Below are 16,074 nucleotides of genomic sequence, written 5' to 3'. Positions count from 1 at the left end.
CAAAAAGTGGCGGTTTATGTGAACCAATAGCCTAGAATTTTGTCATAGTAAGAGATTTTCCTTTTTTAATTTGTTTAACGACAACATGGGTAAAGCTCAACAAGATAAAATAGATTCAAATTTGCAGGTTCGTGAAGATAAACCTATTGATTATCAGTTAGTAGTTGATGATTTCTACCGGAGGTTAAGTCAAGTTTGTAATCATGGGTCGGAAAAGGCAGTGCATAAACATCGTAAACGAGGAAAACTACTAGCCCGTGAGCGGATCGACATACTTGTTGATCCGGGAACCCCTTTTTTAGAACTTTCCACATTTGCTGCATACGATCAATACGATAATTCATTTCCATCGGCTGGCATTGTAACCGGCCTTGGAGTTGTAAAAGGCCGGGAGTGCATGATTGTTGCGAACGATGCGACGGTGAAAGGCGGAACATACATCAAGGAAACTATTCGAAAGCATGTTAGAGCCCAGGAAATTGCATTGAAAAACAACCTTCCTTGCATTTATCTGGTTGATTCCGGTGGGATATTTCTCCCGCAGCAAGCCAACGTTTTCCCCGATCGATTTGATTTTGGACGGGTGTTTTTCAATCAGGCAAAACTATCGGCTGAAGGGATTCCACAAATTGCAATTGTAATGGGATCTTGCACGGCAGGAGGTGCTTATGTGCCAGCCATGTGCGACGAAACCATCATTGTAAAAGGGCAGGGAACCATCTTTATTGGAGGACCACCTTTGGTAAAGGCCGCGACGGGCGAAGAGGTTTCAGCCGAAGAATTGGGCGGCGGAGATGTTCATACATCAATTTCGGGAGTGGCCGACCATTTGGCTGAAGACGATGCAGATGCCGTAAAAATCTGCCGGTCGATTGTAGACAAGTTACCCATGGCCTCCAAGCAGGATATTGAAATAAAGAACGAACGAGCTCCCGGGTTTCCAGCGGAAGATATTTATAGTTATCTGGCGACCGATTTGAAAAAGCCAATTCCAGTGCATAAAATTATTGATCACCTGGTTGATGACGGCGATTTTCAGGAATTTAAAGGCAATTATGGAAAAACACTGATTACTGGTTTCGCCCGTTTAAAAGGTATGCCAATCGGGATTGTCGGAAATCAGAGCTTCTTGACAGCTGAAGCCGCACGAAAAGGTGCTCACTTTATTCTGCTTTGCAATCAACGTCAGATTCCATTGTTATTTTTGCAAAATATTACCGGCTTTATTGTCGGTAAAAAATACGAACACGAAGGTATTGCCCGCGACGGCGCTAAATTAATCAATGCTGTTGCCAATTCGGTAGTGCCCAAAATTACCCTTGTTATTGGGGGGTCCTTTGGAGCTGGCAATTACGCTATGGCTGGCCGCGCCTACGATCCCGATTTCCTTTTCATGTGGCCCCATTCGCGAATTGCGGTGATGGGTGGCGAGCAGGCTTCGGCTGTGCTACAAACCATCGGAAAAAATGGAAGCGAGAATAGCTTAGTTGAACAATTTGAAAATGAAAGCACTGCTTACTACAGTTCATCACGATTGTGGGACGATGGGATTATCGATCCTGCTGAAACTCGCGATATCCTGTCACTTGCTTTTACGGTTACGCTTAATCAGCCCAAACGAAATCCTCACTATGGTGTTTTCAGAATGTAAAAATGGGAAATAATGGAAAACAGAAAATACATAAAAATAGAAGTTGACGGCTATCGGGCTAATTTAATATTGAACCGCCCGGAGGTTCATAATGCCCTGAATCCAGAGATGATTGAAGAGATGCATGGCGCTTTGGCTGACTTGGCTTTGCAGGATGATATCCATTTTTTGGTTATCTCGGGTGAAGGAAAATCGTTTTGTGCCGGAGCCGACATCAGTTGGTTTGCCGGTGCGGTCAATAAGTCAAAGTCGGATAATTGGGAGGAATATTTAAGGATGGCAGAGCTGTTGAAACAGCTTTATCAATTCCCTAAAATTACGGTTGCTGCCGTACATCGAAATGTGTTGGGTGGAGCAAACGGACTAGTTGCTGCTTGCGACTTCTCCGTGTCTGAACGTTCAACAGCTTTTGCTTTTGGCGAAATTAAGTTAGGCATCGTTCCGGCTACGATTACTCCTTTCATTGCCAAGCGTGTTTCAATTCAAAATATGAAAAAGCTGATGTTTTCGGGTGATCGATTTTGGGCTCCCGAGGCTTATCTGATTGGCCTGGTTGATTTTTTGGCGGACGATGGCAAGTTGGAACAAGTGGTCGAGGAATTAATTAGCGGCCTGAAATCATCATCTCCCAATGCCTTGAAAGCTTGTAAAAAAATGTTATTGAAAGTTGATTCGAATGAATATGGCATAGACAGCAGTGAACATACTGCTGCAATTTTAGCCGATCTTATTCAGTCGGACGAAGGTCAGGAGGGCTTGAAAGCATTTTTGGAAAAAAGAAAGCCGGATTGGAAAAATTTAAATGTGATTGAAAATTCATGAGGCGATTCCACAAGATATTAATTGCTAATCGGGCTGAAATCGCTGTTCGGGTTATTCGGACTGCGAAGGAGCTTGGGATCAAAACCGTAGCGGTTTATGCTGCCGATGATGCCAACTCATTGCACGTTTCAGAAGCCGATGAAGCATTTTTATTGTCTGGAAATCAGTTAAGCGAAACTTACCTGAATCAAGATAAGCTCATTCAAATTGCTAAAGAAACCGGTGCTGAAGCAATTCATCCTGGCTATGGTTTTTTATCAGAAAATGCATCGTTTGCTGAGCGAGTTGAGAAAGCGGGCCTGTCGTTCGTTGGTGCTACTCCGCATCAAATTCGTCTGATGGGCGAGAAAACGCAAGCTATTGAATTCGTCAAGAAACTTGGTGTTTCGGTGATCCCCGGTTTACAGGGAACTGTCGATGAAATTCTGACCCAGCGCAATAAACTTGAATTTCCGGCATTGGTGAAAGCTTCTGGAGGAGGCGGAGGAAAAGGGATGGAAGTTGTCCGCAAACCGGAACAATTGGCTTTGGTTTTGGAGCAGGCGCGGCGTCAGTCGCAGCAGTATTTTGGAAACGATGAACTCTTTGTTGAGAAATATTTACCACAGGTACGCCACATCGAAGTGCAATTATTGGGAGATGGTTATGGAAAAGCCATTCATCTGTTGGAGCGCGAATGTAGTATTCAACGGCGCTACCAAAAACTAATTGAAGAGGCTCCGGCCACTTCAATCTCGTCAGAAACAAGGGCGAAGTTATTTGAGGCTGCTCTAAAAATTGCTCAGGCAATTAACTACCGTGGTGCAGGCACCATCGAGTTCTTGGTTGATGACCAGGGAGGTTGCTATTTTCTGGAAATGAATACTCGGATACAGGTGGAACATCCGGTTACTGAGGCAATCACTGGAGTTGATTTGGTAGAATGGCAATTGAAAATCGCTGCAGGTGAAGAACTGACTTTCGAGCAATCAGATATTTCAGCAAATGGACACGCCATTGAATTGCGTATTTGTGCTGAAGATCCATCGAATAATTTTAGACCAACTTCGGGTACTTTAGCGGGATTGTGCATTCCTGAAGATGTTCGCTGGGATAGCTTTTTACAAACAGGAAATAACTTGTCCCCCAATTACGACTCACTTTTGGGAAAACTGATCATTCATGCTAATTCACGTCAATTGGGCATTGTGAAAACGAGGAGGGCGTTGGAACAACTGTATTTGGGAGGAATTATTACGAATCGAGAGTTTTTAAACCAAATTTTGCAGACTTCTGATTTCATTGAAAATAAAATTCATACGCGATGGGCTGAAGGCAATTTGCCCGAGCTTGTTAGCAGTATCGTAGAAGATGACAGCCAGTTGCCAGCTATTGAATTGCTTGCAGCATTTTTGCTGTACCATTTTTATCGGCCAGAAACTGACGCAGATGTTTGGAGAAGAACAGGCTATTGGCGACTTTTGCAGCTTTTTAACATCAAAATTAACGGAGAAAATTACCGGGTTAAAGTCGTTAAAAAAGCAAATGAGCTACGAATAATATGGAATGAAACGGCTTATAAATTAAATCATTATCAAATTGCTGGCCCGAAAATTTGTTTTAGAATAAATGATAAAGATATTGCTATCTTTATTTCTGAAGAAAAAGAGTGTACGTTGGTTCATTATAGAAATAGGAAATACCGGTTACAAAGCAATCAGGTATTGAATCAGGTACAATTGAATAAATCAGGAGCTTTGTCCTCCGAAGTGAAGATAGATAAGGTCGTGGCTGACTTGTTTGGTAAAGTAATTGATGTATTTGTGAAGCCGGGAGATCACTTGCATAAAGGGCAGAATATGCTTGTTATTGAGTCGATGAAATCAGAGTTCACCATACAAAGTCCGTCTGATGCTGTGGTTAAAAATATACATGTTGCCAAAGGTAACTTGGTGCAAGATAGAGAGTTATTGGTTGATTTAGAATCTTAAGAAAACAGAAAAATCAATATGAACGCATTTTTAAATGAGACTCATCATACTCTGCGATCGAAAGTGAGAGACTTTGCTGAGAAATACATTAAACCTGTAATAGGGGAGTTTGAAGCCAACGAACAGTTTCCTGTTGAGCTCATCCGTTCGCTGAAAAGTTTGAACCTTTTTGGTATGCACGCTCCTAAAAAATACGGAGGTCAGGGTAGTGATTATTTATCCTACATTATTGCCGTGGAAGAGCTTGCCCGGGTAGATAGCTCGGTGGCAGCAACATTGGCAGCTCATAACTCGTTGGGTGTTGGTCCAATTATGGAGTTTGGTAGCGAAGAACAAAAAGCAAAATATCTCCCATCACTTTGTACTGCTGAAAATCTTTGGGCTTTTGGTTTAACTGAAGAAAATGCCGGATCGGATGCTCAGGGAGTTGAGACGATTGCCGAAGAAAAGGAAGATGGCTGGGTGGTTAATGGTCATAAAAAATACATCACCAATGGCGCTTCTGAAATGTCAGCCGGAATTAGCTTTGTAGCAAAAACCGGAACTCGGGAAGACGGACGCAAAGAGTTTACAGCCTTTCTGGTTTCAAAAGGAACGAAAGGCTATACGCGGGAATTTATGAAGCAAAAGCTGTTGTGGCGTGCCGCAGACAATGGTATGGTGTATTTGAACGATGTGCACATTCCGGCTAGTGATCGTTTGGGAGCACGCGGACAGGGAATTAAAATTATGCTTAAAACCATCGATTCCGGTCGACTGTCAATTGCTGCTATGGGACTTGGTTTGGCTCAGGGAGCATACGAAATGGCAGTGAGTTTTGCGAAAAAACGTAAGCAGTTTGGGAGAAATATATCTGATTTTCAGGTCATTTCGTTTAAATTAGCCGACATGGCAATGAAACTGGAAACTGCCAGGAATACACTATACAATGCCTGTTGGTTGAAGGATAATGGCCATGATTATGGAACACAGGCAGCCATGGCAAAGTTATACTGTTCGCAGATTGCCAGCGATATTGCCAGTGAGGCTTTGCAGATTTTTGGTGGCGCTGGTTTATTCCGAAATGACGAATATCCAATTGAACGTTTTTTCCGTGACCAACGCTTATTGTCTATTGGAGAGGGAACTTCCGAAGTACTTCGCATGGTTATTTCGCGTTCAATTCTAAAGGAATAAAAATGACTAGAGACCGCAAGCTAGACCACATTCAACTCGCTTTTGACTCGCAAACCGATTTTGCAGAGCAAGACCAACGATTTATTTATGAACCCATGCTAGCCGGTCATCCTACTGATGAGGATGATTCATTTTTATTTTTGGGGAAAATGGTTCGGGCTCCGTTTTGGGTTTCCAGTATGACCGGAGGTACCGGAGTGGCCGAAAAAATTAATAAAAATATTGCACAGGCCTGTCGCGAATTTGGATTCGGAATGGGACTCGGGTCATGCCGAAAAATATTGTTTGATAAAACACAATGGGCAGATTTTGATATGCGCGAAACCATTGGCCCTGATCAACCTTTGTGGGCCAATTTAGGAATCGCCCAAATTGAGAAATTGCTCAAAGATAAAAACGAAAAAGCAATCGTTGACTTGGTTGGAGAGCTTCGTGCTGATGGTTTAATTATTCATGTAAACCCCTTGCAGGAATGGTTTCAGCCTGAAGGTGACCGGATTGAAGATGCTCCTGTTGACACCATTGAACGATTAATGGATCGTATTCACATTCCACTGATTGTGAAAGAAGTAGGGCAGGGAATGGGCGACGAGAGTTTAAAACGACTGTTGAAACTTCCTTTGGCTGCCATTGAATTTGCTGCTTATGGCGGCACCAATTTTTCTAACCTGGAATTGATGCGCGAGAATCCTGAAAAGCAGGAAATGTTTCAGCCATTTGCCTTTGTTGGACAATCAGCTCATCAAATGGTAAAAAACGTGAATCGCTTGTTGCAGGAAATTGGAGAGCCCGGTTGCCGGCAGTTGATTATTTCAGGTGGATTGAAAAATTACCTGGATGGCTACCACCTGACTACCTTAAGTCAGCTACCTGCTGTTTATGGCATGGCATCGGCGGTGCTAAAGCATGCTACCGGTGATTATTCCGAGCTGAAAACGTACATTGGCAATCAGTTGAAAGCATTTCGACTGGCCAAACAATACCTGAAGTTAAACCCCGATTATGATGGATCGTAAAATCATCAGCGGATTTTCGAAATTAGATCGGAAGCAGAAAATTCAATGGTTGGTTGATCAATATCATTTAGATCAGGCAACGATCAAATTTCTTGATTCCTTTCAGTTAGCTGATGAAAAAACACAGGAGATTATTGCCGACCTGAGTGAAAATCAATTGTCCAATTACCACCTCCCGTTTACGGTTGCTCCAAATTTTTTAGTTGATGGAAAGTTAAAAACCTTTCCTCTGGTAACCGAAGAAAGTTCGGTGGTGGCTGCCTTGGCAAAGGCGGCAGGATATTGGGCGCAACGAGGTGGTTTTCGAACCGAGATTATAGGAACTAAAAAGAAGGGGCAGGTTCATTTTCTGTGGAAAGGCGATCATGAAAAATTGAATAAATTCTTCCCTGAAATCAAACAGAACCTTCTCATTGAGTCAGCTCCGTTAACTGAGAAAATGACCAATCGTGGCGGGGGAATCTCCGCTGTTGAGCTAAAGTATCTCCCGGAAGTTCTTCCCAACTATTATCAATTGGACGTTTCGTTTGAAACCTGTGATGCGATGGGGGCTAACTTCATCAATTCGTGTCTGGAGCAATTTGGAAAAACATTGAAGATTTGGGTTGTCGAAAATGATCAGTTTGCCGAAGAAGAAAAAGAACTGGAGATTATTATGGCCATCCTGTCGAACTACGTTCCTGAAAGTCGTGTGAAAGTCTGGGTTGAATGTCCTGTAACTAAGTTGGAAGCGGATGCCGAAAAGTCGCAATTATTTGCTTCAAAGTTTGTTCAGGCTGTTCACATTTCCCGGAATGATGTTTCCAGAGCGGTCACTCATAATAAAGGAATTTTCAATGGAATTGATGCGCTTGCCATTGCTACAGGAAATGATTTTCGTGCGATCGAAGCCGGAGGTCATGCCTATGCAGCCAAAGATGGGAAGTACCGTGGGCTGAGCGATGCCGGAATAACTGACGGAAACTTTTGGTTTAGTCTGGAATTGCCATTGGCGGTTGGAGTTGTAGGCGGAGTAACCCGCTTGCATCCGCTGGCCAAACTGGCGATGCAAATTCTCGAGCAGCCATCAGCGAAACAACTCATGACTTACCTTGCAATTTCCGGGTTGGCATCTAACTGGGCTGCCGTTCGGGCGTTGGTAACTACAGGCATCCAGCAAGGTCATATGAAAATGCACTTAAGTAATATATTGAATACGTTACAGGTTTCTGATGAACAAAAACAGGCCGTCAGACTTTATTTTGAAGGTCGGGAAGTTTCATTTTCCGAGGTGCAGAATTTTTTAAACACACATGCCGGATAATCAGGAATCATATTATGCTCACGGAAAATTATTGCTGACTGCGGAGTACTTTGTGCTTCAGGGAGCAAAAGCCATCGCTTTGCCAGTGAAATACGGGCAACGCATGACTGTTCGTTCCAACGACAGAGAAAATGAACTAAACTGGAAGGCTTTTACACCAGACGGTTTGTGGTTTTCCTGTGATTTACGACTTCCGGATTTGGAAATCATTCAAAGTTCTGATGCTGAAAAAGCCGGTATTTTGCGCGATACCTTGCATACAATGCAGCAATTAAATCCAAATTTTCAACTCAGTGGTGGACTGGAAATTCATACAACGATTGATTTTGATAGCCAGTGGGGACTGGGCAGCAGCAGCACATTAGTTGCGAACCTGGCTTCGTGGGCGGATGTTGATCCTTTTCTGCTAAATGAAAAAATATTTAATGGTTCGGGTTTCGATATCGCCTGCGCATCGGCTGATGGTCCGATTTTTTATACTAAAGGCGAAGCGGTTGAATCGGTAAAGTTAGACTATCCCTTTATAGACAATCTTTATTTTGCTTATTCAGGATCTAAAAAAAGTACGCGTGGTGAAGTCCGTCGTTTTATGAATAAAGGAACGGTGTCATCATCTGAAAGTGACATGATCAATGAGATCACAGAGCAAATGGCACAGGCCAAAAATCTGAAAGAATTTCAACAACTGATGGTTGATCATGAGAAAGTGGTTTCCGGCTTGTTGAATATGCCAACCGTAAAGTCATCTTATTTTACTGATTTTGATGGCGAGATTAAATCGCTTGGAGCATGGGGTGGCGATTTTTATCTGGTTGCTACAACAATGAATGAGTCCAGTGTGTTTCAGTATTTCAAAGCAAAAGGATTGCATGTAATTTTTCCGTGGAAGGAATTGGTGTTGAATAATCGTTAATTGATTATGGAGAAAAAAGAGGTTTATCGAGCATCGTGGGAATGTCCGTCAAATATAGCATTGGTTAAATACTGGGGAAAAAAGCCGGCTCAACTGCCGATGAACCCATCGTTGAGCTTTAGTTTGAAAAATGCCCGAACGAAGACAAGTGTTCGCATGGAATCTGCTGCTCGTCGGAAAGTAGAGTTTTTATTTGAAGGGCAACCTTCGTCATTTGCCGAGCGTGTTGAAAAATACCTCACCAGTATGTCGTTGGAACACGAATGGCTAAATAATTTTTCATTTTATATTGAAAGCAGGAATACGTTTCCGCATTCAACCGGAATTGCCTCCTCTGCGTCTGCATTTGGAGCATTGGCACTTTGTCTGGTTGATTTAAAACAGCAGGCCAATCAAAAGAATTTTACCGAGCAACAGTTTTTTCAAAAGGCATCGCGTTGGGCTCGATTAGGAAGTGGAAGTGCCTGTAGGTCTGTTTTTCCATCGTTTGCTCTTTGGGGGCGTTTTGCCGGATTCGCCGACTCTACTGATTGCAATGCGGTTGTTGTTCAAAATCAATTTCACAAAGACTACGATAGTTTGCGCGACGCAGTTTTGTTGGTTGATTCTTCAGTAAAGGAAGTTTCGAGTTCGGCCGGGCATGAACTGATGAACCAGCATGATTTTAAAGATGCCCGGATTGCTCAGGCCAGTCAAAATCTCAAGGAACTTTTACAGGTGATGAAAGTTGGAGATCATCAACGTTTTTTTGAACTAATTGAGAAGGAAGCGCTTAGTCTGCATGCCATGATGATGACTTCCGATCCTTCGTTTATTTTATTACATCCAAACAGCTTGGAGATCATCAGAAAAATACGTCAGTTTCGGCAACAAAGCGGCTTAGCTGTTGGTTTTACCATTGATGCAGGTCCAAACATCCATTTGATTTATTTTGAAAAGGATAAGCAAGCAGTTCATGATTTTATCAATAGTGAATTGTTGGTTCATACTCAAAATAAAAATTGGTTGGACGACTGCATTGGCGAAGGACCAATAAAGCTGAGTGATGAAGAGATTTAATGCCAAATTGATGTTGTTTGGAGAATATGGGGTGATGCTTGGTGCTGAAGCATTGGCAGTTCCTTTTCCTCGTTTTACAGGAAGTCTTGAATTTTCTGAGGGCGCAGATGTCAAAAGCAGTCAGGCTGAACTTGAGCAATTTGTGTCTTACTTCAATCATCACGAGCTGAACCGTCAAATGAACTATCCGCTCAATTTGAAGGGATTACAACGAGATTTAGAAAAAGGCTTGTATTTCAATTCAGATATTCCTCTTCAATATGGTGTCGGCAGTTCGGGTGCATTGTGCGCAGCCATTTACGAACATTACGGAAAGTACCGGGCCAGTTTTGATGTGCTTAAAAAGAAGAAGAATATTTTATCGGTTTTGAAAAAGGATTTTTCGGTGATGGAATCTTATTTTCACGGGAAAAGCTCGGGCTTCGATCCGTTGGCTTCTTTTATCAACCGTCCGGTAATGCTTTCGGGCAGTGCCATAACTTTACCAACATTCTCAGCCCCAAAAGCCGGCTATTCTGTTTACCTGATTGATACGGCTATTCAAAGTTCAACGTCGCCTTTGGTTCGTCTTTTCATGCAGAAAATGAAGAATTCTCAATTTGAACAGCAATTTAACGACATTTTTATACCGGCAAATAAATTGGCTATCAATGCTTTTTTATCCGGTAATTCCCATGAACTGTTTCAGCAATTGAAACTGATTTCCAATTTTCAGATTGAAAATATGCGGGAGATGATTCCGGCGGAATTTCAAACTGTTTGGAGGCAAATGCAGGATGAAGAGATATTTCTCAAACTTTTAGGTTCGGGCGGTGGGGGATACTTATTAGCTTTTGTGAAAGATGGGACAAAGCTGGACGCCGATTTGATCAGCTTGAAGGTGTTTTAAATTCCATTCTTCATTTTATTCGCAGAATCTTATTTAGATTAGTTCCAAATTGCCCCCCCCCCGTTTTATTTTGATAACTGCTTAATAATTTATTCAAAAAAAAGTATAGTTTTGTTCAACATCCTTGCCGCTGAGTGAAAGCCCCCTCCGGGTGAAAGAAAAATCATTTTAGGGATTTTACAAACGTCTGCTTTTGGGCAGAATGGGATCGATATATGCTTTTAAAAGGAAAACCCGGCCCTTTCAAAAAAAGCCGGGTTAACACTATTTGTTTAAAATCGGGATGGGCAGCAGTAACTGCCCTCCCATAAACTTTTCAAAATTATGAAAAAAATTAATTTTATTGCCATGCTGGCAGTCGTGTTAACAATTTTTAGTGCCTGTGAAAAGGAAGTAATTCAAACAACAGATCAGAAAATCGAAGAGAACTTGTGTTATGATGAAAGTGTATTAGAGTTTAATTCACAGAATGAGGTTAAAAAACTAATTTCAGAAATGAAAGAAAATGACTTCACAAATTATAATGAAATTAAGAAAAGGAATAATTTCTCATCATTAGATGATTACAATAAATTACACATAAAAAGTGCTACTAATGAAGAAGATATAGAATCTGAACCTGAAGACAGTATTGTTCGTGATCCTTTTCTCATTAGGCTACTTGATGAAAAGAGATCTATTATAATAGATGGGTATTATTATAGGATAACAAATAATGGAATGTTTAGATGTACTAAAGATGAAAGATCAAAATTAGATGAATATCTTGCAAATAGTTCAATTACTTTTAATATAGACAATCCCGGAGAAAAGGATGAGTTTGTTGAAGTTTCTGAAGGAATAGAGCTTTTTCTCCCTAAGAAAATATTTGCAGGAGATATTGATAATTATGTGCCAAACAATAAACTCAAAAGTAGCAATCTTGATTATGCTATAATGAATGAGTGCGATGAAGGCACTAAGACAATCGCTGGAGACATTATTGCCGGTGTTGTTGGGTATAGTGTGAATTGTGAAAATAATTATTCATCAAACAGACGCGTGAAGAGTGTTTTTTGGGCACAGAATTGGTTTTTTTATTCTTCCGTTGGTATAAAGGTAAAGATGCAAAGAAGAAGATTCGGAATATGGTGGGCGAAAGATGCTCAGAATCTAGAGTTGGGTTGGGATATGATCGAATATAAGATAAACTATGACTTTAATCCTGATTATTTAAATCTTGCAATAAGTGAGAATGTTTTAAATGCGGATTTCCATAACCTTGGGCATTTTGACAAAATAATGGACATATTAAAGAATTTTAAGGTTGAAACAGGAAGCTTTCCAAATTCTATGACTTTGCATCGCGAGTTGTGCAAAAGGAATTTTAAGGAGTGGACAATACGAAATGTTCGCTATTATAATAACTCTTTTGCCGATATAGTGTGGTATTTAAAAAATGGGGACTATGACAGAATCCGTAACCAAGTTGCAGGACAAGGCACTAAAGCATTATTGTCATGGTTAAAAGGAGAACTCAATAGCAGTTGGGACCCTGATGACACAAATACTTTCGAAGATTGGAATAATTTACCTGTAAATAAAGTAATGACCCTTATCAATGAAGAAATGGAGGTCACAAGGATTTTGCTCCCACAAGAAGGCGCATTAGTTGCAACAAATGAAAACAAAATAGAAAAGATACTAGATTATAGCGAAGGTGTTTTTGCATTTGGATATAGTAATAAAGGAGGAGAATCTTTTTTTAATGCCAAGTTGTATAAGGCACCATCCACATTTGAGATTCAGAATGGATCAAGTATTTATGGGTTAGCAAAATATGACAATCAATGGAGGGGAAGTCGTATCGTTAAAAGAGAATTGAAATAAGGGGTGAAGGAGGAATTCTTCATCTCTCATTAAATTAACATAGATTGGATGCGAAATTATTTAGCAATATTTTTCATAATTGTATTATTTGGACAACACTTCACAGGATTTGCCAAAAACTATAAAAGCAGTCCGTATTTTGTTGTAACCGTGTACCACATAGATGGAAGAAATACAGCCAACGGCTTGGATATAATAGATGGTTTTCCTGATGCTGTGGGGATGGGAGCAGGATACGAATTTGTAATTAGTGATCCGTGGCGGATTTTGACCGAAGCTGACTTCGCAACGAGTACATTTCATGCGAGTTTTACGGAAGATTTTGACAAAAAAGCTTTATTAAGTATATCAACAAATGCCTTTGCTCTGGATCTTTCTTCCAGATACTATCCAGTGTTAGATGATGAGACCGGATTTTTTGTTGGTTTGTTATCACGAATAGAATCTACAAGCAGTCTGGCGCGCTTTAAGTTCAAGGACAAGAACGACTCGAAAACATCTAAGGTCAATTCAGCATTCCAATTTCAATATGGTTTAGAAATAGGTCTGAGGTTTTCTTTGAACGAAAACCTCGACAATGGCCTCTCACTTGGGTTCGTTTCAAGTGACTATGGTGGATCAATTAACAAACTTAATTTAGAACAATCTGGCTATTTTAAAAACGAAACCATGAAACGATCAACTTCTGTTGAATTGAAAGCAACATTTTATATTCATAAAAACAAATAGAAGCCATGAAAAAGATAATTATTAGTTTGGTTTTTCTGATTGGACTTACTGCATCAGGAAAGACAAAAGAGTCTATACAGAGAAAATTCTACAAAACAGTGGAGATTGCTTATGCCAGAGGTCTCAGCCTTTCCACTGATTCCCCCTTTGATTTGAACGGTTGGAATAATGCTTATACAAAAAGTTTGCGAATCGGTGCTGGTTGGTTCATCGGCCCTCACTTTTCAATCGGACTGGGGTTTGGCGCTGATCGATATGAACGGCCTGGTGCAAACACATTCCCTTTATATATTGATTTGCGTGGTTTTCTGAAAAACAAGGCGAATACTCCTTTTGCATTTTTTGATGCAGGGAAAGCCGTTGCTTTCAGTGCTGCTCAGGAAAAGGGGAAATTATTGGATACTGGCTTGGGATATCAGTTGCAAATTTCACCAAAATCAATGTTAAATTTCAAGATAGGGTATAGTTATTTCAAATCTAAGGAATTCTATAGAAATGAGTCAAAATGGAATTACTTGAAACGTAATTCATTAAGATTCTCACTTGGGTTTGTTTTTTAGTAGTGTATTTTATGTTAAAAGTAGAGAGGTCTAATCTATTTATTATTTCTATTTACAGCTTTGACCAGCTTCGGATACAAAACAGAAGGCTTGCATTTTTTTTAGAATAAATATTTAAATCCATTCATAGAATATGAGTGGTCAATTTCTAAGAAGACTTTAGTATCTGCTAATCCCGGTATTGGTATGAATTGCAGTTATGTGATTTCAGGATCACCTTTGGTTCGCCTTTTCATGGAAAAAATGAAGAACCCTCAATTTGAACAGCAATTTAACGAACTTTTTATACCGGCAAATAAATTGGCTATCAATGCTTTTTTATCCGGTAATTCCCAGGAACTGTTTGAGCAATTGAAACTGATTTCCAATTTTCAGATTGAAAATATGCGGGAGATGATTCCGGCGGAATTTCAAACAGTTTGGAGGTAAATGCAGGACGAAGGGATAATTCTCAAGCTTTTAGGTTCTGGCGGTGGAGGATATTTGCTGGCTTTTGTTCCAGCAATGAAAAGCTTGCCTGGTGAACTAAAAAGCCTCCAGGTTTTTTTAACCTCGAGGCTTTTAGTTTAAGATTTTGTATTTGCGTTTTTGCGTCGGTTCTGATGAGGACGTTTTGAAAATTTCTTTTTACGTCTTTTCTTGTTTTTCGATTCATCCATTAAATCGGGATTTACCGAACCAACACTCATTTCATTCTCAACTTTTTCTTCAATAGCAAGGTATTTTTCAATTGGCGGTTTTTTCCCACGCTTATTCAGTTGAATAATTTTCTTGACATCTTCCAGATCTAAAACGATTGGCTTGGTGCCATATGCTTCATGAATGGTATACCAAATTTTCTTGTTCAGAATCTCTGTTTTAAAATGACGAGCCAGACCTTTTTCGGTTTCCAGAGTCAACAACTCATTTGGAAAATCCTCTTGAGCCTCCAGGTAGGTATCCAGCTCATACATGAGGCAGCATTTTAGTTTGCCGCATTTACCGGCCATCTTTTCGGCATTGGGCGATAAGCCCTGCTGATGTGCCGCATCCGAAGTTACACTGTCGAAATCAGTTCGCCAGGAAGAGCAACACAATTCGCGACCGCACGATCCGATTCCTCCTACACGACCTGCTTCCTGACGTGCTCCAATTTGTTTCATTTCAACTTTAATATGAAACTCCCGGGCGTATCTTCTGATCAACTCCCGAAAATCGACACGTCCTTCAGCAATATAATAGAAAATCGCCTTGGCGTTATCACCGCGAAACTCCACATCGCCAATTTTCATTTCCAGTCCCAGCTCATTGGCAATTTGCCTCGAGCGAACCATCACGGCGTATTCTCGGCCTTTTGCTGTCTCAAACTTTTCTTTATCAGCGCTTGTTGCTTTACGATAGACTTTGTTCCATTGGTATCGTTCAGGTTTTCGAATTTTTCGTTCAAATTGCTTTTCAGCTAACCTTCCAACCAACGAAATAGTTCCAACATCATGGCCCGGTGTTGTGGCAACAACCACCTGCTCACCAATTTTTAGTTGGAGTCCATCTTCATTTTTATAAAATTCTTTGTGAGTTCCTTTAAATCGAACTTCAACAATATCTGATAAATGTGCTGTGTCTGGTAGATCTTTTAACCAATCGTAGGTGCCTAGCATTTCGGGGCGATCACCATCAGTATTCATACTACATCCACTACATCCCATGTGCTTAAATTTTTAAATTCAGACAAAAATATCTAAAATTAAGCGCAATTGCTATTTTAAATGAGTCTAAATAAGGAATGCTTCCAGTGATTTCGGTGTTTGCATAACAGCGACAAATTGCGAAATTAAGCTGAAATTTAAGGACTTATGGAATGTAATATAAACTCGGATTTCGGGACATTTTAGTGGCTGTGCTCACGATATCTGTTGTAGGAAGCATTGGTGTTCGCCTGTTTTATTTGCCGGATATAACCTTGTGACTTATACTTTTATGGGCGCAATTGTTCGAGCTTGTAGTTGAGCTTTGGAGGTGGGGTTAGTTTGTTCGTGGGGTGGCTATTTCGGTTCGTCTTGTGCCACCGATTTCGGAGTGGTTTGTGCCAGTGATTTCGGTTCAAACTGTGCCATTATCCCATAGAACGGGATAAGGTT

General features: G+C 40.6%; 14 protein-coding genes. 13 read left to right on the top strand and 1 reads right to left on the bottom strand.

Annotated elements, in window-relative coordinates; all coding sequences use genetic code 11:
• Window positions 1-85 precede the first annotated feature (85 nt).
• The 13 genes from ACTB00_RS15335 to ACTB00_RS15275 all read left to right on the top strand — a co-directional run bounded on the left by ACTB00_RS15335 (window position 86) and on the right by ACTB00_RS15275 (window position 14,386).
• On the top strand, window positions 86-1,651 hold the full coding sequence (locus tag ACTB00_RS15335) for a carboxyl transferase domain-containing protein (RefSeq protein ID WP_463300798.1): 1,566 nt from the start codon (window positions 86-88) through the stop codon (window positions 1,649-1,651).
• A 12-nt stretch (window positions 1,652-1,663) separates the two neighbouring features.
• Complete coding sequence (locus tag ACTB00_RS15330; RefSeq protein WP_463300797.1) at window positions 1,664-2,473, top strand: enoyl-CoA hydratase-related protein; 810 nt, start codon at window positions 1,664-1,666, stop codon at window positions 2,471-2,473.
• The gene (locus ACTB00_RS15325; RefSeq protein ID WP_463300796.1) at window positions 2,470-4,443 is read left to right on the top strand and encodes an acetyl/propionyl/methylcrotonyl-CoA carboxylase subunit alpha; all 1,974 of its coding nucleotides are present in this window, start codon (window positions 2,470-2,472) and stop codon (window positions 4,441-4,443) included. The genes ACTB00_RS15330 and ACTB00_RS15325 overlap by 4 nt, the downstream gene beginning before the upstream one ends.
• Before the next feature lie 18 nt (window positions 4,444-4,461).
• Window positions 4,462-5,619, top strand: coding sequence for an acyl-CoA dehydrogenase family protein (locus ACTB00_RS15320; RefSeq protein ID WP_463300795.1), 1,158 nt, complete (start codon window positions 4,462-4,464; stop codon window positions 5,617-5,619).
• Between the two features lie 2 nt (window positions 5,620-5,621).
• Window positions 5,622-6,635, top strand: coding sequence for a beta/alpha barrel domain-containing protein (locus ACTB00_RS15315; RefSeq protein ID WP_463300794.1), 1,014 nt, complete (start codon window positions 5,622-5,624; stop codon window positions 6,633-6,635).
• Window positions 6,622-7,938: a hydroxymethylglutaryl-CoA reductase gene (locus ACTB00_RS15310; protein ID WP_463300793.1), complete on the top strand. Its 1,317-nt coding sequence runs from the start codon at window positions 6,622-6,624 to the stop codon at window positions 7,936-7,938. The genes ACTB00_RS15315 and ACTB00_RS15310 overlap by 14 nt, the downstream gene beginning before the upstream one ends.
• Entirely contained in the window at window positions 7,928-8,851 is a 924-nt protein-coding gene (locus ACTB00_RS15305; protein WP_463300792.1) for a GYDIA family GHMP kinase, read from the top strand. The genes ACTB00_RS15310 and ACTB00_RS15305 overlap by 11 nt, the downstream gene beginning before the upstream one ends.
• Window positions 8,852-8,857: 6 nt before the next feature.
• A complete protein-coding gene (mvaD, locus tag ACTB00_RS15300; protein ID WP_463300791.1) occupies window positions 8,858-9,910 on the top strand; it encodes a diphosphomevalonate decarboxylase in 1,053 nt (350 codons plus the stop codon).
• Window positions 9,897-10,799: a mevalonate kinase family protein gene (locus ACTB00_RS15295; RefSeq protein WP_463300790.1), complete on the top strand. Its 903-nt coding sequence runs from the start codon at window positions 9,897-9,899 to the stop codon at window positions 10,797-10,799. Before mvaD ends, ACTB00_RS15295 begins: the two co-directional genes overlap by 14 nt.
• A gap of 324 nt (window positions 10,800-11,123) precedes the next feature.
• Window positions 11,124-12,668 carry a hypothetical protein gene (locus tag ACTB00_RS15290; protein WP_463300789.1) on the top strand — a complete coding sequence of 515 codons (1,545 nt, stop codon included), beginning with the start codon at window positions 11,124-11,126 and terminating at the stop codon, window positions 12,666-12,668.
• A gap of 48 nt (window positions 12,669-12,716) precedes the next feature.
• Entirely contained in the window at window positions 12,717-13,397 is a 681-nt protein-coding gene (locus ACTB00_RS15285) for a hypothetical protein (protein WP_463300788.1), read from the top strand.
• Between the two features lie 5 nt (window positions 13,398-13,402).
• Window positions 13,403-13,957 carry a hypothetical protein gene (locus ACTB00_RS15280; protein WP_463300787.1) on the top strand — a complete coding sequence of 185 codons (555 nt, stop codon included), beginning with the start codon at window positions 13,403-13,405 and terminating at the stop codon, window positions 13,955-13,957.
• A gap of 243 nt (window positions 13,958-14,200) precedes the next feature.
• On the top strand, window positions 14,201-14,386 hold the full coding sequence (locus ACTB00_RS15275; RefSeq protein WP_463300786.1) for a hypothetical protein: 186 nt from the start codon (window positions 14,201-14,203) through the stop codon (window positions 14,384-14,386).
• Window positions 14,387-14,523: 137 nt separating this feature from the next.
• Here the strand turns inward: ACTB00_RS15275 and ACTB00_RS15270 are convergent, their stop codons facing one another.
• Entirely contained in the window at window positions 14,524-15,642 is a 1,119-nt protein-coding gene (locus ACTB00_RS15270; protein WP_463300785.1) for a PSP1 domain-containing protein, read from the bottom strand.
• Between the last annotated feature and the right edge of the window lie 432 nt (window positions 15,643-16,074).

Source organism: Sunxiuqinia sp., from assembly GCF_055140945.1.
Note: the sequence above shows the minus strand (reverse complement) of the source record. Positions and strands in the feature narration are given on the sequence as shown.

Bases quoted from the DNA above. Each gene is read 5' to 3' on its own strand.
- ACTB00_RS15315 (WP_463300794.1), top strand. From the start codon at position 5,622: ATGACTAGAGACCGCAAGCTAGACCACATTCAACTCGCTTTTGACTCG.
- ACTB00_RS15325 (WP_463300796.1), top strand. From the start codon at position 2,470: ATGAGGCGATTCCACAAGATATTAATTGCTAATCGGGCTGAAATCGCT.
- mvaD (WP_463300791.1), top strand. From the start codon at position 8,858: ATGGAGAAAAAAGAGGTTTATCGAGCATCGTGGGAATGTCCGTCAAAT.
- ACTB00_RS15305 (WP_463300792.1), top strand. From the start codon at position 7,928: ATGCCGGATAATCAGGAATCATATTATGCTCACGGAAAATTATTGCTG.
- ACTB00_RS15275 (WP_463300786.1), top strand. From the start codon at position 14,201: ATGAAGAACCCTCAATTTGAACAGCAATTTAACGAACTTTTTATACCG.
- ACTB00_RS15320 (WP_463300795.1), top strand. From the start codon at position 4,462: ATGAACGCATTTTTAAATGAGACTCATCATACTCTGCGATCGAAAGTG.
- ACTB00_RS15335 (WP_463300798.1), top strand. From the start codon at position 86: ATGGGTAAAGCTCAACAAGATAAAATAGATTCAAATTTGCAGGTTCGT.
- ACTB00_RS15270 (WP_463300785.1), bottom strand. From the start codon at position 15,642: ATGGGATGTAGTGGATGTAGTATGAATACTGATGGTGATCGCCCCGAA.
- ACTB00_RS15290 (WP_463300789.1), top strand. From the start codon at position 11,124: ATGAAAAAAATTAATTTTATTGCCATGCTGGCAGTCGTGTTAACAATT.
- ACTB00_RS15310 (WP_463300793.1), top strand. From the start codon at position 6,622: ATGATGGATCGTAAAATCATCAGCGGATTTTCGAAATTAGATCGGAAG.
- ACTB00_RS15295 (WP_463300790.1), top strand. From the start codon at position 9,897: ATGAAGAGATTTAATGCCAAATTGATGTTGTTTGGAGAATATGGGGTG.
- ACTB00_RS15285 (WP_463300788.1), top strand. From the start codon at position 12,717: ATGCGAAATTATTTAGCAATATTTTTCATAATTGTATTATTTGGACAA.
- ACTB00_RS15330 (WP_463300797.1), top strand. From the start codon at position 1,664: ATGGAAAACAGAAAATACATAAAAATAGAAGTTGACGGCTATCGGGCT.
- ACTB00_RS15280 (WP_463300787.1), top strand. From the start codon at position 13,403: ATGAAAAAGATAATTATTAGTTTGGTTTTTCTGATTGGACTTACTGCA.